At 72.5% G+C, this 19,405-nt stretch carries 22 protein-coding genes; 20 read left to right on the forward strand and 2 right to left on the reverse strand.

Annotated features, from left to right (window positions below):
• Nucleotides 1-63: 63 nt before the first annotated feature.
• From aroC to ACIQMJ_RS31475, 5 genes are read left to right on the forward strand one after another with little or no spacing between them, the layout of a single operon-like run.
• Nucleotides 64-1,263, forward strand: coding sequence for a chorismate synthase (gene aroC / locus ACIQMJ_RS31455; RefSeq protein WP_499764620.1), 1,200 nt, complete (start codon nt 64-66; stop codon nt 1,261-1,263).
• On the forward strand, nt 1,260-1,778 hold the full coding sequence (locus ACIQMJ_RS31460) for a shikimate kinase (protein WP_499764621.1): 519 nt from the start codon (nt 1,260-1,262) through the stop codon (nt 1,776-1,778). The genes aroC and ACIQMJ_RS31460 overlap by 4 nt, the downstream gene beginning before the upstream one ends.
• Entirely contained in the window at nt 1,779-2,822 is a 1,044-nt protein-coding gene (locus tag ACIQMJ_RS31465) for a DNA glycosylase AlkZ-like family protein (RefSeq protein ID WP_499764622.1), read from the forward strand.
• A gap of 19 nt (nt 2,823-2,841) precedes the next feature.
• The gene (aroB, locus tag ACIQMJ_RS31470) at nt 2,842-3,948 is read left to right on the forward strand and encodes a 3-dehydroquinate synthase (protein WP_499764623.1); all 1,107 of its coding nucleotides are present in this window, start codon (nt 2,842-2,844) and stop codon (nt 3,946-3,948) included.
• Nucleotides 3,945-4,331 carry a VOC family protein gene (locus ACIQMJ_RS31475; RefSeq protein ID WP_499764624.1) on the forward strand — a complete coding sequence of 129 codons (387 nt, stop codon included), beginning with the start codon at nt 3,945-3,947 and terminating at the stop codon, nt 4,329-4,331. The genes aroB and ACIQMJ_RS31475 overlap by 4 nt, the downstream gene beginning before the upstream one ends.
• On the opposite strand, the gene ACIQMJ_RS31480 is transcribed toward ACIQMJ_RS31475, so the two are convergent.
• Nucleotides 4,328-4,735: a hypothetical protein gene (locus ACIQMJ_RS31480; protein ID WP_499764625.1), complete on the reverse strand. Its 408-nt coding sequence runs from the start codon at nt 4,733-4,735 to the stop codon at nt 4,328-4,330. The two genes, ACIQMJ_RS31475 and ACIQMJ_RS31480, sit on opposite strands and share 4 nt — an antisense overlap.
• 136 nt (nt 4,736-4,871) lie before the next feature.
• Between ACIQMJ_RS31480 and ACIQMJ_RS31485 the strand changes: the two genes are divergently transcribed.
• The 3 genes from ACIQMJ_RS31485 to nusB are packed head-to-tail and all read left to right on the forward strand — an operon-like array spanning nt 4,872 to nt 7,002.
• Nucleotides 4,872-5,957 carry a M24 family metallopeptidase gene (locus ACIQMJ_RS31485; protein WP_499764626.1) on the forward strand — a complete coding sequence of 362 codons (1,086 nt, stop codon included), beginning with the start codon at nt 4,872-4,874 and terminating at the stop codon, nt 5,955-5,957.
• Between the two features lie 60 nt (nt 5,958-6,017).
• Nucleotides 6,018-6,581: an elongation factor P gene (gene efp / locus ACIQMJ_RS31490; protein WP_073893456.1), complete on the forward strand. Its 564-nt coding sequence runs from the start codon at nt 6,018-6,020 to the stop codon at nt 6,579-6,581.
• Nucleotide 6,582: 1 nt separating this feature from the next.
• A complete protein-coding gene (gene nusB / locus ACIQMJ_RS31495; protein WP_387496251.1) occupies nt 6,583-7,002 on the forward strand; it encodes a transcription antitermination factor NusB in 420 nt (139 codons plus the stop codon).
• Between the two features lie 105 nt (nt 7,003-7,107).
• On the opposite strand, the gene bldD is transcribed toward nusB, so the two are convergent.
• Nucleotides 7,108-7,596, reverse strand: a complete 489-nt coding sequence (bldD, locus tag ACIQMJ_RS31500; RefSeq protein ID WP_015103676.1) for a transcriptional regulator BldD — start codon at nt 7,594-7,596, stop codon at nt 7,108-7,110.
• 257 nt (nt 7,597-7,853) lie between these two features.
• Here bldD and pyrR point away from each other — a divergent pair, with 257 nt between their 5' ends.
• From pyrR to ACIQMJ_RS31560, 12 genes are all read left to right on the forward strand, one after another.
• The gene (gene pyrR / locus ACIQMJ_RS31505) at nt 7,854-8,426 is read left to right on the forward strand and encodes a bifunctional pyr operon transcriptional regulator/uracil phosphoribosyltransferase PyrR (protein ID WP_141982399.1); all 573 of its coding nucleotides are present in this window, start codon (nt 7,854-7,856) and stop codon (nt 8,424-8,426) included.
• Nucleotides 8,423-9,355, forward strand: coding sequence for an aspartate carbamoyltransferase catalytic subunit (locus tag ACIQMJ_RS31510; RefSeq protein ID WP_499764627.1), 933 nt, complete (start codon nt 8,423-8,425; stop codon nt 9,353-9,355). Before pyrR ends, ACIQMJ_RS31510 begins: the two co-directional genes overlap by 4 nt.
• Nucleotides 9,352-10,635, forward strand: coding sequence for a dihydroorotase (locus ACIQMJ_RS31515; protein WP_499764628.1), 1,284 nt, complete (start codon nt 9,352-9,354; stop codon nt 10,633-10,635). The genes ACIQMJ_RS31510 and ACIQMJ_RS31515 overlap by 4 nt, the downstream gene beginning before the upstream one ends.
• Entirely contained in the window at nt 10,632-11,117 is a 486-nt protein-coding gene (locus tag ACIQMJ_RS31520) for a PH-like domain-containing protein (protein WP_499764629.1), read from the forward strand. The genes ACIQMJ_RS31515 and ACIQMJ_RS31520 overlap by 4 nt, the downstream gene beginning before the upstream one ends.
• Entirely contained in the window at nt 11,114-12,241 is a 1,128-nt protein-coding gene (carA, locus tag ACIQMJ_RS31525) for a glutamine-hydrolyzing carbamoyl-phosphate synthase small subunit (protein WP_499764630.1), read from the forward strand. Before ACIQMJ_RS31520 ends, carA begins: the two co-directional genes overlap by 4 nt.
• On the forward strand, nt 12,241-15,540 hold the full coding sequence (gene carB, locus ACIQMJ_RS31530) for a carbamoyl-phosphate synthase large subunit (RefSeq protein WP_499764631.1): 3,300 nt from the start codon (nt 12,241-12,243) through the stop codon (nt 15,538-15,540). The genes carA and carB overlap by 1 nt, the downstream gene beginning before the upstream one ends.
• A gap of 14 nt (nt 15,541-15,554) precedes the next feature.
• Complete coding sequence (pyrF, locus tag ACIQMJ_RS31535; RefSeq protein ID WP_499764640.1) at nt 15,555-16,355, forward strand: orotidine-5'-phosphate decarboxylase; 801 nt, start codon at nt 15,555-15,557, stop codon at nt 16,353-16,355.
• A 303-nt stretch (nt 16,356-16,658) separates the two neighbouring features.
• Nucleotides 16,659-16,976 carry an integration host factor, actinobacterial type gene (gene mihF / locus ACIQMJ_RS31540; RefSeq protein WP_033427832.1) on the forward strand — a complete coding sequence of 106 codons (318 nt, stop codon included), beginning with the start codon at nt 16,659-16,661 and terminating at the stop codon, nt 16,974-16,976.
• Complete coding sequence (gene gmk / locus ACIQMJ_RS31545) at nt 16,973-17,572, forward strand: guanylate kinase (protein WP_499764632.1); 600 nt, start codon at nt 16,973-16,975, stop codon at nt 17,570-17,572. The genes mihF and gmk overlap by 4 nt, the downstream gene beginning before the upstream one ends.
• Before the next feature lie 95 nt (nt 17,573-17,667).
• Complete coding sequence (gene rpoZ / locus ACIQMJ_RS31550) at nt 17,668-17,946, forward strand: DNA-directed RNA polymerase subunit omega (protein WP_053721631.1); 279 nt, start codon at nt 17,668-17,670, stop codon at nt 17,944-17,946.
• On the forward strand, nt 17,943-19,181 hold the full coding sequence (coaBC, locus tag ACIQMJ_RS31555; RefSeq protein WP_499764633.1) for a bifunctional phosphopantothenoylcysteine decarboxylase/phosphopantothenate--cysteine ligase CoaBC: 1,239 nt from the start codon (nt 17,943-17,945) through the stop codon (nt 19,179-19,181). The genes rpoZ and coaBC overlap by 4 nt, the downstream gene beginning before the upstream one ends.
• Nucleotides 19,182-19,244: 63 nt before the next feature.
• Nucleotides 19,245-19,405 (forward strand): S-adenosylmethionine synthetase N-terminal domain-containing protein (locus ACIQMJ_RS31560; RefSeq protein ID WP_499764641.1); only part of this gene is annotated, 161 nt, incomplete at its 3' end.

Genomic DNA, 19,405 nt, shown 5'->3' on the forward strand with positions numbered 1-19,405 from the left:
ACACGTCCGACGCGCGTGACCTGGACGTCCGGCCTTTGTTCACACTGTGGAAGGATCGTCGTCGTGCTGCGCTGGATCACCGCTGGGGAGTCCCATGGACCGGCCCTCGTCGCCGTGCTGGAAGGCATGGTCGCCGGGGTCGAGGTCACCACTGCCGACCTGACCGCTCAACTCGAGCGCCGCCGACTCGGCTTCGGCCGCAGCCCGCGCATGGGGTTCGAGGCCGACGAGGTCGAGATCCTCGGCGGTGTCCGCCACGGGCTCACGCAGGGCGGCCCGATCGCGGTCCGGATCGGGAACACCGAGTGGCCCAAGTGGCAGAAGGTGATGTCCGCCGACCCGGTCGACCCGTCCGAGCTCAAGCCGACCGGCCGCAACGAGGCGCTGACCAGGCCCCGCCCCGGCCACGCCGACCTGCCCGGCATGCAGAAGTTCGGCTTCGACGAGGCCCGCCCGGTGCTCGAACGCGCCAGCGCCCGCGAGACCGCCGCCCGCACCGCCCTCGGCACGGTCGCGCGCCACTTCCTCAAGCAGGTCTTCGACGTGGACGTGGTCAGCCACGTCGTCTCCATCGGCAAGGCCAAGACGCCCGCCGACGCGCCCGTGCCCGGCCCGGGCGACCTGGCCGCCGTCGACGCCAGCCCGGTCCGCGCCTTCGACCCGCGCGGCACGGAGGCGATGGTGGCCGAGGTCGAGGCGGTGAAGGAGGCCGGTGACACCGTCGGCGGCGTGATCGAGGTCATCGCCTACGGCCTGCCGCCGGGCCTCGGCTCGCACGTGCACTGGGACCGCCGCCTCGACGCCCGGCTGGCCGGCGCGCTGATGGGCGTGCAGGCGATGAAGGGCGTGGAGATCGGCGACGGCTTCACCACGGCCGAGCGGTGGGGCAGCCAGGCGCACGACGAGATCGACCGCGGCACCGGCGTGAAGGGCGTCACGCGGCGCTCCAACCGGGCGGGCGGCCTGGAGGGCGGCATCACCAACGGCGAGCCGCTGCGGGTGCGCGTCGCCATGAAGCCGATCTCGACGGTGCCCCGTGCGCTGTCCACTGTGGACGTCCGAACGGGAGAGCCCGCGGTCGCGATCCACCAGCGCTCGGACGTGTGCGCGGTGCCGCGCGCGGGCGTGGTGCTGGAGTCCGTGGTGGCGCTGGTGCTGGCCGAGACCGCGCTGGAGAAGTTCGGCGGCGACTCGATCGCCGAGACCAAGCGCAACGTCGCCTCCTACCTGGAGGCGCTGGAAGCGCGTTGGGAGGGCCTGTGAGCCCGCGCTACGTCGTGCTCGGCCCGCCCGGGGCCGGCAAGACGACGGTCGGGTTGCTGCTCGCCGAACGACTCGGCGTCGCCTTCCGCGACACCGACGACGACATCGTGGCCACTGCGGGCAAGCCGATCTCCGACATCTTCACCGACGACGGCGAGCCCGCGTTCCGCGCGATGGAGGAAGAAGCCGTCGCCGAAGGGCTGAAGAACCACGACGGCGTGCTCGCGCTGGGCGGCGGCGCGGTGCTGTCCCCGACCACCCGCGGCCGGCTCGCCGACCACACCGTGGTCTTCCTCAACGTCGGCACGGCCGAGGGCGTGCGGCGCACCGGCCTGTCCACCGCGCGCCCGCTGCTGGCGGGCGTGAACCCGCGTGCCACGTTCAAGTCCCTGCTGGACGCCCGCCTGCCGCTGTACCGGGAAGTCGCCACGATCGAGGTGCTCACCGACGACCTCACCCCGGAGCAGGTGGTCGACGCGGTGCTGCGCCCGACGGAGCCGGCGCAAGGGACCTGAGTGGACCTGACCGGGGCACAGGTCCTCGCGCACCGCGCCGCTGCGCAGGGCCTGCACGGCGACGACCCCGACGCGGTGCTGCCGCTGGGAGTGGTGGACAGCCCGCCGAAGACCGGCGCGGCGGCGTTGGGCGTGCGAGGACGCCGTGCGGGCGTCGAGGACCTGGTCCGGGTGCTGAGCCTGCGCGGCGCGCCGCACCTGCACCGCCGCGACGACCTGCCCGCGCTGCGCCGCCGGCTCCGGCCGCGCACCCCGCGGCAACTGGCCGCCTGGTGCGGCGCGCACCCCGTGCCCGGCCTGGAGCACGTGGACCTGGTCGTCGACCTCCTGCACCGCGAGTTCCCCGGCGAGACGGCCACCAAGGGCGAGCTGTCCGCGGCGATCAGCCCGCTGCTGCCCGCCGTCGTCACCCCGCACTGCCCGACCTGTCGCGCGGAGCACGTCATCGAGAACGTGTTCCGCCTGGCCACCCTCCTCGCGGGCATCGAGCTCGAGCACCTGGGCCCGAAGCTCGTCTTCCGCCGCCCGACCGCGAGACCGGACGTCGAGGAGCCCGGCGAGCCGACGCTGCTGCGCGACTACGCGCGGCTCGTCGGCCCGTTCGCCAAGGCCGACGCGGAGAAGTGGCTCGGCGCGGGCCCGCAGGACGCCTGGCCCGACCTGCGCCCGGTCCGGGTGGACGGCAAGCGGCTGCTCGCCGCCGAAGACCTCGCCGCCGAGGACGTCGCCGAAGCGCCGGACCCGCCCGCCGGCTTGCTGCTGTTCCCGCGCGACCCCTACCTGCTCGGCCCGCGGCACCTGGTCGCCGACCCGGACGTGGCCAAGCGGGTGTGGCGGCCCGTCGGCAGCCCCGGCGCGCTCGTGCTGCACGGCCGCGTCGCGGGCGCGTGGCGGCACGAGTTCTGCGGGCGCACGGTGACGTTCCAGGTCACGGGCTGGTCGGAGGTCAAGGGCTCGGCACGGCGGGCCGTCAAGGAGCAGGCCGACGTGCTGGCCGGGGTGTGGGGCGGGAACGCCCTGGGAGCGGACGTGGTCGAATGGTGACCCGACGAGGGGAGTGGTGATGGGCGAGCCGGTGCGGATCCGCGTGGCCGCGGAACGACCGTACGACGTGGTGGTGGGCCGCGGCCTGCTCGGCGACCTGGTCGAGTCCCTGAAGGGCACGGCCAAGGCGGCGATCGTCCACACGCCCACGCTGGCCGAGACCGCCGAGGTGGTCCGCGGCGAGCTGGAGGCCGCCGGGATCGACGCGCACCGCGTCGAGGTGCCCGACGCCGAGGACGGCAAGGACCTGCGGGTCGCCGGGTACTGCTGGGACGTGTTCGGGCGCATCGGCCTCGGCCGCACCGACGTCGTGATCGGCCTGGGCGGCGGCGCGGTGACCGACCTGGCGGGCTTCGTGGCCTCCACCTGGATGCGCGGCGTGAAGCTGGTCCACGTGCCGACCACGCTGCTGGGCATGGTGGACGCCGCGGTCGGCGGCAAGACCGGCATCAACACCGACGCGGGCAAGAACCTGGTCGGCACGTTCTACGAGCCGAGCGCCGTGCTGGTCGACCTGGCCACGCTGGAGACGCTGCCGCGCAACGAGCTGGTCGCGGGCATGGCCGAGGTGGTCAAGGGCGGCTTCATCGCCGACCCGGTGATCCTCGACCTGATCGAGGCCGACCCGCAGGCCGCGCTGGACCCGTCCGGCGAGGTGATCGAGGAGCTGGTCCGGCGCAAGATCCAGGTCAAGGCCGACGTGGTGTCGACCGACCTGCGCGAGTCCGACCTGCGGGAGATCCTGAACTACGGCCACACCCTGGCGCACGCCATCGAGCGCCGCGAGCGCTACCGCTGGCGGCACGGCGCGGCGGTCAGCGTCGGCCTGGTGTTCGCCGCCGAGCTGGCCCGCCTCGCGGGCAGGCTGGACGACGCCACCGCCGACCGCCACCGCTCGATCCTGTCCTCGCTCGGCCTGCCGACCGGCTACGACCCGGACGCGCTCGGCCAGCTCCTGGAGGGCATGAAGACCGACAAGAAGACCCGCTCGGGCGTGCTGCGGTTCGTGGTGCTCGACGGCCTGGCCAAGCCCGGTCGGCTGGAGGGCCCGGACCCGGCGCTCATCGCGGCGGCCTACTCCGCGGTCGCGAACGAGCCGAAGTCGGGCGGCAGCGTCCTGCTGTGACGGCCGGTCAGCTGCACCACGTCGAGCTGTGGGTGCCCGACCTGGCCCGCGCCGAGCGCAGCATCGGCTGGCTGCTCGGCGAGCTGGGCTGGGTCGAGCACCAGCGCTGGTCGGCGGGCGTGAGCTGGCGGCTCGGCCCCACGTACCTGGTGGTCGAGCACTCGCCCGCGCTGGACGCCCACCACCGGCTCGGCACGGGTCTGAACCACCTGGCGTTCCACGTCGCGGGCCGGGCCGAGGTGGACCGGTTGGCCGCCGCCGCGACCGGCCACGGGTGGTCGCCGCTGTTCGCCGACCGGTACCCGCACGCGGGCGGCCCGGAGCACTACGCCGCCTACCTGGAGAACACCGACGGCTTCGAGGTGGAGCTGGTGGCGGGCTAGCGGGTCCGGGCCTGGTCGGGCTGGGGCAGGGCGTTGCCCACGCCCATCCCGACCGCCGCCGCGGCCATGACCAGCAACGCGGTGAACGCCGCGCCGCCGGTCAGCGCCGGGCCGAGCGACTCCAGCCCGGTCTGGTCCACCAGCGACCGGCCGACCACGCCCGTGACCCCGGCCAGCGGACCGGCCACCAGCGCGGCGGCGAACCACACCACGCCGCGGCCTTCGAGACCCCGCCACGCGTCCAGCGCGCCCCACAGCGCGCCGATGACGACGACCAGCCCGATCGCGATGTACCGGGTCGACGAGGCCGCCTCGGGGCTGTGCACGCCCACCGCCGAGGTGCCGGTCTGCACCCCGCCGTGGAACAACCCCAGCCAGAACCCTCGGACCAGCCACGCGCGCATGCACCCCACCCTAAGCGCGGCCGGTCGCCCGTCCCAGCCCGGCACGGTCCGTCACGCGTCCAGTCGCACGATTCAGCACGGTTCACCCGATCGAGTGTCACGGTGAGGTGGTCCACCGGGCCTTACGCTGCTGGACATGCCGCACTCCACTCGCCGCGCCGCCCTGCGCGCCACGCTCCGGGACCGGGAGCTGGACGCCCTGCTGGTGACCAACCTGCTCAACGTCCGCTACCTGACCGGGTTCACCGGGTCGAACGCGGCGCTGCTGGTGCGGGCCGACGCCGACGAGGCCGCGGTGTTCTGCACCGACGGCCGCTACCTCACCCAGGCCGCCGCCCAGGTGCCCGACCTGGAGCGGGTCATCGACCGGCCGTGCGACGTGGCGCTGGTCGAGCGGGCGGTGAAGGCGGGGGCGGGCCGGATCGGGTTCGAGAGCGGCCACGTCACCGTGGACGGGCTGGACGCGCTGGCCGACGCCGCCGCCGGCGCGGAGCTGGTGCGCGCCGCCGACCTGGTCGAACGGCTGCGGCTGGTCAAGGACGACGCCGAGGTGGAGGCGCTGCGCATGGCGTGCGCGGCGGCCGACCGGGCGCTGGCCGACCTGATCGAGCACGGCGGCCTGCGGCCGGGCCGCACCGAGCGCGAGATCGCCCGCGAGCTGGAGAGCCGCATGCTCGACCACGGCGCGGCCGGGCCGTCGTTCGAGTCGATCGTGGCCGCCGGCGCGCACTCGGCCGTGCCGCACCACCGGCCCACCGACGCGGTGGTCCGCGACGGCGACTTCGTCAAGCTGGACTTCGGCGCGCTGGTCGACGGCTACCACTCCGACATGACCCGCACGCTGGTCGTCGGCCGGGCCGCGGACTGGCAGCGGGAGCTGTACCAACTGGTCGCGGCCGCGCAGGCGGCGGGCCGGGCCGCGCTGGGGGTCGGCACGCCGTTCGCGGACGTGGACGCCGCGGCGCGCGGCGTGATCGAGGAGGCCGGGCGCGGCGACGAGTTCCTGCACGGCCTCGGGCACGGCGTCGGCCTGCAGATCCACGAGGCTCCAGCGCTGTCGAAGGCGGGTGACGGTACACTTCTGCCCGGCATGGCGGTCACCGTCGAGCCCGGTGTGTACCTGGCCGGGAAGGGTGGTGTCCGCATCGAGGACACGCTCGTGGTGCGCGAAGGCGCCCCGGAGCTCCTCACCCTGACCACGAAGGAGCTCGTGGTCATCTGAAGCGGATCGTCGGTCCCGCCGACGTCGTCCTCCACTCACGCAACAGGAGAGCCCACCACCGTGGCCACCACCAACGACCTGAAGAACGGCCTGGTGCTGAACCTCGACGGCCAGCTGTGGACCGTCACCGCGTTCCAGCACGTGAAGCCGGGCAAGGGCGGCGCCTTCGTGCGCACCACGTTGAAGCACGTCCTGTCCGGCAAGGTCGTGGACAAGACCTTCAACGCGGGCACCAAGGTCGAGACGGCCACCGTCGACAAGCGGGGCATGACCTACCTCTACAAGGACGGCGCCGACTTCGTCTTCATGGACGGCGACACCTACGACCAGATCAGCATCCCGGCCGAGACGGTCGGCGACGCGGCGAACTACATGCTGGAGAACCAGGAAGCGATCGTCGCCATGCACGAGGGCGTCGCGCTCTACGTCGAGCTCCCGACCTCGGTCGAGCTCGTGATCCAGCACACCGACCCGGGCCTGCAGGGCGACCGCTCCACCGGCGGCACCAAGCCCGCCACGCTGGAGACCGGCGCGGAGATCCAGGTGCCGCTGTTCGTCACCACCGGCGAGAAGATCAAGGTCGACACCCGCGACGGCCGTTACCTGGGCCGAGTGAACGGCTGAGATGGGCGCACGGAGCAAGGCCCGCAAACGCGCGGTCGACGTCCTCTACGAGGCCGACCTGCGGGGTGCCGACCCGGTGACGCTGCTCGCGGACCGGGTCGGTTCGACGGACGTGCCGCCGGTGAACGACTACACGATCGTCCTGGTGGAGGGCGTCACGGCGCACCGGGCGCGCATCGACGACCTGATCTCCGAGCACGCGGAGGGCTGGACGCTCCAGCGCATGCCGGCGGTCGACCGCGCGGTGCTGCGGATCGGGCTCTACGAGCTGCTGTGGGCGGCGGACGTGCCGGACGCGGTCGCGATCGACGAGGCCGTGGAGCTGGCCAAGGGCCTCTCCACGGACGACTCGCCGCGGTTCGTCAACGGCGTGCTCGGCCGGATCGCGGTCATCGCCGACCAGCTCCGGGCCGTGCTCTAGCCGACACCGCGCACCGGCCCGGCCCGTGCTCCGGTCGCGTCCCCGCGGCCCGCGTGACCAGGCCGAAAGGGCCACCCGACCCGTCGGGTGGCCCTTTTCGCGCGCTCAGTCCTCCTTGGCCGGCCGGGCCTCGGGAGGCAGCACGCCCCAGTCGATGAGCTGCTCGGTCAGCTCGCCGGGCGTCATGTCGTAGATGATCGCCAACGAGCGCAGGTCCTCGGTCCGGATGGACAGCACCTTGCCGTTGTAGTCACCGCGCTGGCTCTGGATGGTGGCCGCGTACCGCGCGAGCGGCCCGACCTTCTCCGCCGGCAGCTGTTGCAGCCGTTCCAGGTTGATGACGATCTTCGTGGCGGGTTCCGCACCGGACGGGACCCGGCCCTCCGGCAGCAGCTCGGCCACGGGGACGCCGTAGAAGTCGGCCAGCTCGGCGAGCTTCTGCACGGTGACGGCGCGGTCGCCGCGCTCGTACGAGCCGACGACCACGGCCTTCCAGCGACCGCCGGACTTCTGCTCGACGCCGTGCAAAGACAAGCCCTGCTGCTGGCGGATCGCGCGGAGCTTTGCCCCCAGCGCCTTGGCGTAGTCGCCCATGTGGCGGTTCTCCGTTCATTCGCCCCGTCAGCCGGTAGGGGACTGCCGCGGGGAGGCTTAGATCAATACGCAGAGTAATGATTGCTCTCCGTGGTCACCAGGTCAAGCTGATCTCGATGGGACAGGTGGGCGAGACCACGCACACCACCCGGAAGATTGACCGCGCGCGCCTGATACGGTGCTGGTCAGCCCGGCGCAGCCGGGTGTCCGACGTCCTTTAAGGACCCGTCCAGCGAGGCGGGGAAGGAGGTCCAACCGTGGCGCCACGTCAACGTGGCGCGACGGACCCGGCCGGGGAGCGCGAGCTCCTGTCGGCCGGCGACGTCGCGCGCACTGTCGCCCGAATGGCCCATCAGATCATCGAGAAGACCGCTCTTGATGCACCGAGCGCACCCGCAGTAGTCCTGATGGGGATTCCGAGCCGGGGGGCGCCGCTGGCCCGCCGCCTGGCCGTGCGGATCGCCGAGTTCTCGGGTGTCGAGGTGCCGACCGGCACGCTGGACGTGACCCTCTACCGGGACGACCTGCGCCGGGGCCCCACCCGCCCGCTCGAGGCGACGAAGCTGCCCGAGGGCGGCATCGACGACAAGCTCGTGGTCCTGGTGGACGACGTGCTGTTCTCCGGCCGCACGATCCGCGCCGCCCTCGACGCCCTGCGCGACCACGGCCGCCCGCGCGCCGTGCAGCTGGCCGTCCTGGTCGACCGCGGGCACCGCGAGCTGCCGATCCGCGCGGACTACGTGGGCAAGAACGTGCCCACGGCCCGCACCGAGGAGGTCCACGTGCTCCTGGAGGAGTTCGACCAGCGCGACGGGGTGGTGCTGCGGTGAAGCACCTGCTCACCACCGAGGGCATCGACCCGGCGCAGGCGACCGCCATCCTGGACACGGCGGCGAGCCTCAAGCAGGCCCTCGAAGGCCGTGAGGTGCGCAAACTGCCGACGTTGCGCGGCCGCACGGTCATCACGATGTTCTACGAGAACTCCACCCGCACGCGCGTCAGCTTCGAGATCGCGGGCAAGTGGATGAGCGCGGACGTGGTGAACGTCTCGTCCTCCGGCTCCAGCGTGAGCAAGGGCGAGTCGCTGCGCGACACCGCGCTGACCCTGGCCGCGGCGGGCGCGGACTGCGTCATCGTGCGGCACCCGGCGTCCGGCGCGGCGCACCGGCTGGCCGGCTGGCTGCGCGAGGCGGGCACGTCGGTGGTCAACGCGGGCGACGGCATGCACGAGCACCCCACCCAGGCCCTGCTCGACGCGGCCACCCTGCGGGAACGCCTCGGCGACCTGCGGGGACGCCGGATCGCGATCGTCGGCGACGTGCTGCACAGCCGGGTCGCCCGGTCGAACGTGCACCTGCTCACCGCCCTGGGCGCGGACGTGACGCTGGTCGCGCCGCCGACCCTGCTGCCGACCGGCGTGGCGAGCTGGCCGGTCACCGTCTCCCACGAGCTGGACGCCGAGCTGCCCAGCCTCGACGCGGTGATGCTGCTGCGGGTGCAGGCCGAGCGGATGCACGGCGGGTTCTTCCCGTCGGCCCGCGAGTACTCGATCGCCTACGGCCTGAGCGAGCGGCGGCTGAAGCTGCTGCCCGAGCACGCCGTCGTGCTGCACCCCGGTCCGATGCTGCGCGGCATGGAGATCGCCTCGGCGGTCGCCGACTCGCCCCGCGCCGCCATCACCGACCAGGTGCGCAACGGCGTGCACGTGCGCATGGCCGTGCTCTACCACCTGCTTGCCCACGAGGAGGAAACCGCGTGAACCCCTTGATCCTCAGGGGAGTACGGCCTTACGGCGAGGGTGACCCGGTCGACGTGCTGGTCCGCGACGGCGTGATCGCCGCGATCGGGTCCGTGGCGGAGGAGGGCGCGGAGGTCGTCGACGGCAACGGCGCGGTCCTGCTGCCCGGCTTCGTCGACCTGCACACCCACCTGCGCGAACCCGGCCGCGAGGACACCGAGACCATCGCCACCGGCTCGGCCGCCGCGGCGCTGGGCGGCTACACGGCGGTGTTCGCCATGGCCAACACGAACCCGGTCGCCGACAACGAGGTGGTCGTCGCGCACGTCGCCCGGCGCGGCCGGGAGGTCGGCCTGGTCGACGTGCACCCGGTCGGCGCGGTCACCGTGGGCCTGGAGGGCGCGAAGCTCGCCGAGCTGGGCACCATGGCGAAGGCGGGCGTGCGGGTGTTCTCCGACGACGGCCACTGCGTGCACGACCCGCTGATCATGCGGCGCGCGCTGGAGTACAGCAAGGCGCTGGACGTGGTCATCGCGCAGCACGCGGAGGAACCCCGGCTGACCGTCGGCGCGCAGGCGCACGAGGGCGAGCAGGCGTCCCGGCTCGGGTTGCAGGGCTGGCCCGCCGCCGCCGAGGAGTCGATCGTGGCGCGGGACTGCCTGCTGGCGCTGCACGCGGGCGCGCGGCTGCACGTCTGCCACGTGTCCACCACGGGCACCGCGGACGTGCTGCGCTGGGCCAAGGCCCGCGGCACCGAGGTCTCCGCCGAGGTCACGCCGCACCACCTGCTGCTGACCGACGAGCGGCTGGCCACCTACGACCCGGTGAACAAGGTCAACCCGCCGCTGCGCACGGCGGCCGACGTCGAGGTGCTGCGCCGGGCGCTGGCCGAGGGCGTCATCGACTGCGTGGCCACCGACCACGCGCCGCACGCCGTGCAGGACAAGGACTGCGAGTGGTCCGCGGCCCGGCCCGGCATGCTCGGCCTCCAGACCGCGCTGTCGATCGTGGTGGAGACCATGGTCAGGACCGGTCTGCTGGACTGGCGGGGCGTGGCGCGGGTGATGAGCGAGCGGCCCGCCGAGATCGCGGGGCTGCCCGACCAGGGCCGGCCGATCGAGGTCGGCGAGCCCGCCAACCTCACCCTGGTCGACCCGGACGCCACCTGGACGGTGCGCGGCGCGGAGTTCGCCAGCATCGCCGCCAACACCCCGTTCGAGGGCATGGAGCTGCCCGGCGCGGTGGTGGCGACGCTGCTGCGCGGGCGCGTGACGGCGCTCGGCGGAAGGATCGCCGAATGACGCGCGTGCTGCTGTCCGTCGCCGTGCTGGCGATCTTCCTGCTGTGCCTGTACGGCATGTGGCACGGCTGGCGGCGCCGCGCCCGCCGGCAGGCCGAGGTGCTGCCCGAGTTCCCCCAGCCGCCCGCCGAGACCGGCGCGACGATGCTGGAGACGACCGGCGTGTACGTCGGCACCACGATCGGCGACGACTGGCAGGACCGGGTCGCGGTCGGCGACATCGGCCACCGGGCCGAGGCGACCCTCAAGCTCACCGAGCAGGGCGTGCTGGTGGAGCGCACGGGTGCGAGCGCCCTGTGGATCCCCACGGCGCAGCTCGACGGCGCCCGCACGGCCCGCGGGCTCGCGGGCAAGGTGATGACCGCGGACGGCCTGCTGGTCGTGCGCTGGCACCTCGGCGACCGGGTGTTCGACACCGGGTTCCGGGGCGACGACAAGGACGTGTACGAGCAGTGGGTGCAAGCGCTGGGAGGCCCCGCATGAACAACTCGGTCAAGACCAACGCGGCATTGGTGCTGGAAGACGGCCGCGTGTTCCGCGGTGAGCCCTACGGCGCGGTGGGTGCGAGCCTGGGCGAGGTGGTGTTCTCCACCGGCATGACCGGTTACCAGGAGACCCTGACCGACCCGTCCTACCACCGCCAGATCGTGGTGCAGACCGCGCCCCAGATCGGCAACACCGGCTGGAACGACGAGGACGACGAGTCGAGCCGCATCTGGGTCTCCGGGTACGTCGTGCGGGACCCGGCCCGCGTGCCGTCCAACTGGCGGTCCACCCGCAGCCTGGACGACGAGCTGGTCCGGCAGGGCGTCGTCGGCATCTCGGGCATCGACACCCGGATGCTGACCCGTCACCTGCGCGAGCAGGGCGCGATGCGCGCCGGCGTGTTCTCCGGCGACGAGCTGGGCAGCGCCGAGGAGATGCTGGAACGGGTCCGCAACGCCCCGCAGATGAAGGGCGCCGACCTGGCGGGCGACGTGACGACGCCGCAGCCGTACGTGGTCGAGGCCGTCGGCGAGCGCCGCTTCACCGTGGCCGCGCTGGACCTGGGCATCAAGTCCAACACGCCGCGGATGATGGCCGCCCGCGGCATCGAGGTGCACGTGCTGCCGCTGACCTCGACCCTGGACGACCTGGTCGCGGTCAAGCCGGACGGCGTGTTCCTGTCCAACGGGCCGGGGGACCCGGCCACCCAGGCGCACGCGGTCGAGCTGACCCGGGGCGTGCTGGACCGGCGGGTGCCGCTGTTCGGCATCTGCTTCGGCAACCAGATCCTCGGCCGGGCGCTGGGCCGTGAGACCTACAAGATGCGCTACGGCCACCGGGGCATCAACATCCCGGTGATCGACGTGGCGACCGGGAAGGTGGCGATCACCTCCCAGAACCACGGGTTCGCGCTGGAGGGCGAGCCGGGCGAGGAGTTCACCTCCGACTTCGGCCGCGTGCTGCTGAGCCACTACTGCCCCAACGACGGCACGGTCGAGGGCGTGCGGGTGCTGGACGTGCCCGCGTTCAGCGTGCAGTACCACCCGGAAGCGGCGGCCGGTCCGCACGACGCCGCACCGCTGTTCGACGAGTTCGTGACGATGATGGGCGAGGGCCGCTGATGCCGAAGAGGACTGATCTCAAGCACGTTCTGGTCATCGGCTCCGGCCCGATCGTCATCGGCCAAGCCTGCGAGTTCGACTACTCCGGCACCCAGGCGTGCCGGGTGCTGCGCGAGGAGGGCCTGCGGGTCTCCCTGGTCAACTCGAACCCGGCGACGATCATGACCGACCCGGAGTTCGCCGACGCCACCTACGTCGAGCCGATCACGCCGGAGTTCGTGGAGAAGGTGATCGCGGCCGAGCGGCCCGACGCCATCCTGGCCACGCTGGGCGGCCAGACCGCGCTGAACACCGCCATCGCGCTGCACGAGCGCGGGGTGCTGGAGAAGTACGACGTCGAGCTGATCGGCGCGGACATCGACGCCATCCAGCGCGGCGAGGACCGGCAGATCTTCAAGGACCTGGTCCGCCGGATCGGCGCGGACGTGCCGCGCAGCGCGGTGTGCAAGACCATGGACGACGTCCGGGCGACCGTGGCCGAGCTGGGCCTGCCGGTCGTCATCCGGCCCTCGTTCACCATGGGCGGCCTCGGCTCGGGCATGGCGCACACCCCCGAGGAGCTGGAGCGGCTGGCCGCGAGCGGCCTGGCCGAGTCCCCGGTCACCGAGGTGCTGATCGAGGAGAGCGTGCTCGGCTGGAAGGAGTACGAGCTGGAGCTGATGCGCGACCGCAACGACAACGTCGTGGTCGTCTGCTCCATCGAGAACATCGACCCGATGGGCGTGCACACCGGCGACTCGGTGACCGTGGCCCCGGCGATGACGCTCACCGACCGCGAGTTCCAGCACATGCGCGACGTCGGCATCGCGGTCATCCGCGAGGTCGGGGTGGACACCGGCGGCTGCAACATCCAGTTCGCCATCCACCCGGGCAACGGCCGCATGGTCGTCATCGAGATGAACCCGCGGGTGTCCCGCTCGTCCGCCCTGGCGTCGAAGGCGACGGGTTTCCCGATCGCCAAGATCGCCGCGAAACTCGCCATCGGCTACACCCTGGACGAGATCCGCAACGACATCACCGGGGAAACGCCCGCGAGTTTCGAGCCGACGCTCGACTACGTCGTGGTGAAGATCCCGCGGTTCGCGTTCGAGAAGTTCCCCGGCGCCGACCGCACCCTCACCACGACCATGAAGTCGGTCGGCGAGGCCATGTCCATCGGCCGCAGCTTCATCGAGGCGATGGGCAAGGCGCTGCGGTCCATGGAGACCAAGGCCGCGGGCTTCTGGACCACGCCGGACCCGGACGAGACGCTGGAGTCCACGCTGGACGCCCTGCGCAGCGGGCACGACGGCCGGCTGTACACGGTGGACCGCGCGCTGCGCCTGGGCGCGACGATCGAGCAGGTCCACGAAGCCTCGCGGATCGACCCGTGGTTCCTGGAGCAGCTGGCCTGGCTGGTGGAGCTGCGCCGGGAGATCGAGACCGCGCCGGTGCTGGACGAGCGGCTGCTGCGCAAGGCCAAGCGGGCCGGCCTGTCCGACCGGCAGGTCGCCGCGCTGCGCCCGGAGCTGGCCGGCGAGGACGGCGTCCGCGCCCTGCGCCACCGCCTGGGCGTGCGGCCGGTGTTCAAGACGGTCGACACGTGCGCCGCCGAGTTCGCCGCCCGCACCCCGTACCACTACTCGGCCTACGAGCTCGACCCCGACGCCGAGACCGAGGTGACCGAGCAGCCGGACAAGCCGAAGGTGCTGATCCTGGGCTCCGGCCCGAACCGGATCGGGCAGGGCATCGAGTTCGACTACTCGTGCGTGCACGCGGCCATGGCGCTGCGCGAGGCCGGGTACGAGACCGTGATGGTCAACTGCAACCCGGAGACCGTCTCCACCGACTACGACACCTCGGACCGGCTGTACTTCGAGCCGCTGACGTTCGAGGACGTGCTGGAGGTGTTCCACTCCGAGCAGCGCTCCGGCACGGTCGCCGGCGTGATCGTGCAGCTCGGCGGCCAGACGCCGCTGGGCCTGGCGCGGCGGCTCGCGGACGCGGGCGTGCCGGTCGTGGGCACCCCGCCGCACGCCATCCACCTCGCCGAGGAGCGCGGCGCGTTCGGCCAGGTCCTCGCCGACGCCGGGCTGCCCGCCCCGAAGTACGGCATGGCGACCTCGTTCGCGCAGGCCAAGGCCATCGCCGACGAGATCGGCTACCCGGTGCTGGTGCGGCCGTCGTACGTGCTCGGCGGGCGCGGCATGGAGATCGTCTACGACGAGGAGACGCTGGGCGGCTACATCCAGCGCGCCACCGAGGTCAGCCCGGAGCACCCGGTGCTGGTCGACCGGTTCCTCGACGACGCCATCGAGATCGACGTGGACGCCCTCTACGACGGCACCGAGGTGTTCATCGGCGGCGTGATGGAGCACATCGAGGAGGCCGGGGTGCACTCCGGCGACTCGGCGTGCGCCCTGCCCCCGATCACGCTGGGCGAGTCGGACATCGACGCGGTCCGGCGCTCGACGCTGGCCATCGCCGAGGGCATCGGCGTGCGCGGCCTGCTCAACGTGCAGTACGCGCTCAAGGACGACGTGCTCTACGTCCTGGAGGCCAACCCGCGCGCCTCCCGCACCGTCCCGTTCGTCTCGAAGGCCACGGCGGTGCCGCTGGCCAAGGCCGCCGCCCGGATCATGCTCGGCGCCACCGTGGCCCAGCTGCGGACCGAGGGGCTGCTGCCCAAGACCGGTGACGGCGCGAAGCTGCCCGCGCACGCCCCGGTCGCGGTCAAGGAGGCCGTGCTGCCGTTCCACCGGTTCCGCACGCCGGAGGGCAAGGGCGTGGACTCGCTGCTCGGCCCGGAGATGAAGTCGACCGGCGAGGTCATGGGCATCGACGTGTCGTTCGGCATGGCCTACGCCAAGTCCCAGACCGCCTCCTACGGCTCCCTGCCCACGTCGGGGCGGGTGTTCGTGTCGGTGGCCAACCGGGACAAGCGGGCCATGATCTTCCCGGTCAAGCGGCTCGCCGACCTGGGCTTCGAGGTGCTGGCCACTGCCGGCACGGCCGAGGTGCTGCGCCGGAACGGCATCCCCTGCACGATCGTGCGCAAGCACTTCGAGGGCGCCGACAACATCGTCGACGCCATCCTCGCCGGCACCGTCGACATGATCATCAACACGCCGTACGGCAACAACGGGCCGCGCATCGACGGCTACGAGATCCGCACCGCGGCCGTGGCCAAGGACATCCCGTGCGTGACCACGATCCAGGGCGCGGCGGCGGCCGTGCACGGCATCGAGGCCGCCATCCGCGGTGACATCGGCGTGCGGCCCCTCCAGGCGCTCCAGGCGGCCCTGCGGGGTGACGCGTGAGGTTCGGATCACGGATGGCGGAGGCGGTCGCCGAGCACGGACCCCTGTGCGTGGGCATCGACCCGCACCCCGGCCTGCTGGCGTCCTGGGGGCTGCCCCAGGACGCCGCGGGGCTGGAGCGGTTCGCGCTGACCTGCGTGGAGGCGTTCGCGGGGCGGGTGGCGCTGGTGAAGCCGCAGGCGGCGTTCTTCGAGGCGCACGGCTCGCGGGGCGTGGCGGTGCTCGAACGCGTCATCGCCGACCTGCGGGGCAGCGGCACGATGGTGCTGGTGGACGCCAAGCGCGGCGACATCGGCTCGACCATGGCCGCGTACGCCGCGGCCTACCTCACCGAGGGCTCGCCGCTGGCCGGCGACGCGGTCACGGTGTCGCCGTTCCTCGGGTTCGGCTCGCTCGACCCGGCGCGGGAAGCCGCCGCCGCGAGCGGTCGCGGGATATTCGTGCTCGCGTTGACTTCGAATCCCGAGGGTGCCTCCGTGCAGCGCGCGATGGGCTCCGACGGGCGTTCCGTGGCGCAGTCGATCGTGGCCGCCGCGGCCCGGGCGAACGCGGGCGCGGAGCCGTTCGGCGATGTCGGCCTGGTGGTCGGCGCGACCCTCGACGAGCTTGACGTGGACCTCTCTGACCTGGGCGGATACGTCTTGGCACCGGGTTTCGGCGCTCAGGGAGCAACCGTCGGGGACCTGCGCGCGCTGTTCGGGCCGGAGCTGCGCGGAGTGCTCCCGACCTCCTCCCGGGACGTGCTCAAGCACGGCCCGGAAACCGCAAAATTGCGGTCGGCGGTGGACGCCGTTCGGCGCTCCCTGGAGATGTGATCACGATCAAATCGCGACACGCTTCGCGTGGTCCGCTCACCTGCGCAAACGGTCCCTGGTACGGTCCTGGCCACCGGCGGGTCCATCACCCATCGAGCGCATACCACACGTGGCGTGCGCAGGGCGTTACCGGTGGCGGTGATGGGCCTGTTGGAGGGTGTTGGTACTACTACCACCCGCCGCAACCACTCCAGCGCTGACAAAGATTCACCTGACTGGGACCCACGTTGTACCCAGGCAATTGCGCTCGGTACGGTCGCGGCACCGATCCAGAATTGAAATTCCCACACCACGGAGGAAATCGTGGCCCTTCCCCAGCTTACCGAGGAGCAGCGGGCCGCAGCGCTGGAGAAGGCTGCTGCCGCTCGTCGCGCTCGGGCTGAGCTCAAGGAGCGCCTCAAGCGTGGCGGCACGACCCTGACGGACGTGCTGAAGGCCGCCGAGAGCGACGAGGTCCTTGGCAAGATGAAGGTGTCCGCGCTGCTCGAGGCGCTTCCGGGCGTCGGCAAGGTGCGTGCGCAGCAGATCATGGAGCGCCTTGAGATCGCTCCGTCCCGTCGGCTGCGCGGCCTGGGTGAGCGGCAGCGCAAGGCGCTGCTCACCGAGTTCAGCGGCGAGTGAGTGATGGCACCGGGGTGGGGTCGGGCGTTCGCGCCCGGCCCCGCCTCACCGTTCTGTCCGGCCCGTCCGGCGTCGGCAAGTCCAGCGTGCTGGCCGAGCTGCGCCGGATGGGACCGGAGATCCACTTCAGCGTCTCGGTGACCACCAGGAAGCCGAGGCCGGGCGAGGTCGACGGGGTGCACTACCACTTCGTCGACGCCGCCGAGTTCCGCGAGATGGTCGCCCGGGGCGAGTTCCTGGAGCACGCCGAGTTCGCGGGCAACTGCTACGGCACCCCCAGGGCACCGGTCGTGCGGGCCCTCGCGGCCGGCACGCCGTCCCTGCTGGAGATCGAGCTCCAGGGCGCCCGGCAGGTCCGGGTCGCGATGCCGGAGGCCCAGCTGGTCATGCTGGCCCCGCCGTCGTGGGAGGACCTGGTCGGCCGGCTGACCGGTCGCGGCACCGAGGACCCCGCCGTCGTCGCGCGCCGGCTGGAGATCGCCAGGGAGGAACTGGCGGCCGAACCGGAGTTCGACGAGGTCGTGGTGAACGACGACGTGCGGTCCGCCGCCGAGAGCTTGCTAAACTTGGTGGTCGGCCCGGTGCCCGACGCGTGAGCACGCGTGTCGCGAGGCGCGGGACGGTTGTCCCGACCGATCGTCCCGGCACGGGGCGACACAGACCCACCCCTGAACCGCAGGAGCGTTGACGAGTGACCACGCACACCGAGCTGGGCCCGCTCTCGGGTACTCCGGAGGGCATCACCAACCCGCCGATCGACGACCTCTTGGAGCAGGTCAGCTCGAAGTACGCGCTGGTGATCTACGCGGCCAAGCGCGCGCGCCAGATCAACGACTACTACGCGCAGCTCGGTGAGGGCCTGCTCGAGTACGTCGGCCCGCTGGTCGAGCCGGGCCCGCGCGAGAAGCCGCTGTCGATCGCGCTCCGGGAGATCCACGCGGGTCTCCTCGAGCACACCGAGGGCGAGTGACCGAGCCCGTCGCCGCCCCCGACCGCCCCACCGTGATCCTCGGGGTGGGCGGGGGCATCGCCGCGTACAAGGCGTGCGAGGTGCTGCGCCGGCTCACCGAGTCCGGCCACGCCGTGCGCGTCGTGCCCACGGACGGCGCGCTGAAGTTCGTCGGCGCGGCCACGTTCGAGGCGCTGTCCGGGCAGCCCGTGCAGACCGGGGTGTTCGAGGACGTCCCGTCGGTGCCGCACGTGAAGCTGGGGCAGAACGCCGACCTGGTCGTCGTCGCCCCCGCCACGGCGAACCTGATCGCCAAGGCCGCCCACGGCCTGGCCGACGACCTGCTCACCAACACGCTGCTCACCGCGCGCTGCCCCGTCCTGCTCGTCCCGGCGATGCACACCGAGATGTGGGAGCACCCGGCGACGCGGGCGAACGTGGCGCTGCTGCGCTCGCGCGGCGTGATCGTGGCCGAGCCCGCCAGCGGCAGGCTGACCGGCAAGGACACCGGCAAGGGCAGGCTGCCCGAGCCCGCCGAGATCGTCGAGCTGGCCCGGTTGCTGCTGGCGCGCCCCGACGCGCTGCCGCGCGACCTGGAAGGCGTGCACGTCGCCGTGTCGGCGGGTGGCACGCGCGAGCCGCTGGACCCCGTGCGCTACCTCGGCAACCGCTCGTCCGGCCGGCAGGGCTGGGCCCTGGCCCGGGTCGCCGCCCAGCGCGGCGCGCGCGTGACGCTGGTCGCCGCGCACACCGCGGACCTGGTCGCACCCGCCGGCGTGGACGTGGTGCGGGTCGGCTCGGCGCTGGAGCTGCGGGACGCGATGCACGCCGTCGCCGCCACGGCCGACGTGGTGGTCATGGCCGCCGCCGTCGCCGACTTCCGACCGGTGGACCTGGTCGAGCACAAGATCAAGAAGACCGACCGCGACCCCGACCCGGTCGCGCTCACCCGCAACCCGGACATCCTGGCCGAGCTGGTCGCCGCGCGGCGTCCCGGCCAGGTCGTCGTGGGTTTCGCCGCCGAGACCGGGGACGCCTCGACGGGCGTGCTGGAGTACGGTCGCGCGAAGCTCAAGCGCAAGGGCTGCGACTGGCTCGTCGTCAACGCGGTCGGCGACGGTCGCGCGTTCGAGGTCGAGGACAACGCCGGCTGGCTGCTGTCCGCCGACGGCGCCGAGACCCCCATCCCGCACGGCTCGAAGGCGCGGCTGGCGTCCGCAGTGTGGGACGCCGTAGCTCCGTCGGTCGAACGTTGACGCGCTCGCCCGCGCCCTCAGTAAGCTTTACACCATTCGCGGATCGGACAGTTAGGGAGTGTCGTGAGCCAGCACAGCAGCAGGCTGTTCACCAGTGAGTCGGTGACCGAAGGGCACCCGGACAAGATCTGCGACGCGATCAGCGATTCGATCCTCGACGCGTTGCTGGCGAAGGACCCGCGTTCGCGTGTCGCGGTGGAGACGATGGTGACCACCGGTCAGGT

The sequence above is a fragment of the Actinosynnema sp. NPDC091369 genome, from assembly GCF_044757065.1.
Lineage (GTDB): Bacteria > Actinomycetota > Actinomycetes > Mycobacteriales > Pseudonocardiaceae > Actinosynnema.

Bases quoted from the DNA above. Each gene is read 5' to 3' on its own strand.
- aroB (WP_499764623.1), top strand. From the start codon at position 2,842: ATGGGCGAGCCGGTGCGGATCCGCGTGGCCGCGGAACGACCGTACGAC.
- ACIQMJ_RS31480 (WP_499764625.1), bottom strand. From the start codon at position 4,735: ATGCGCGCGTGGCTGGTCCGAGGGTTCTGGCTGGGGTTGTTCCACGGC.
- ACIQMJ_RS31485 (WP_499764626.1), top strand. From the start codon at position 4,872: ATGCCGCACTCCACTCGCCGCGCCGCCCTGCGCGCCACGCTCCGGGAC.
- nusB (WP_387496251.1), top strand. From the start codon at position 6,583: ATGGGCGCACGGAGCAAGGCCCGCAAACGCGCGGTCGACGTCCTCTAC.
- bldD (WP_015103676.1), bottom strand. From the start codon at position 7,596: ATGGGCGACTACGCCAAGGCGCTGGGGGCAAAGCTCCGCGCGATCCGC.
- ACIQMJ_RS31520 (WP_499764629.1), top strand. From the start codon at position 10,632: ATGACGCGCGTGCTGCTGTCCGTCGCCGTGCTGGCGATCTTCCTGCTG.
- carA (WP_499764630.1), top strand. From the start codon at position 11,114: ATGAACAACTCGGTCAAGACCAACGCGGCATTGGTGCTGGAAGACGGC.
- carB (WP_499764631.1), top strand. From the start codon at position 12,241: ATGCCGAAGAGGACTGATCTCAAGCACGTTCTGGTCATCGGCTCCGGC.
- pyrF (WP_499764640.1), top strand. From the start codon at position 15,555: ATGGCGGAGGCGGTCGCCGAGCACGGACCCCTGTGCGTGGGCATCGAC.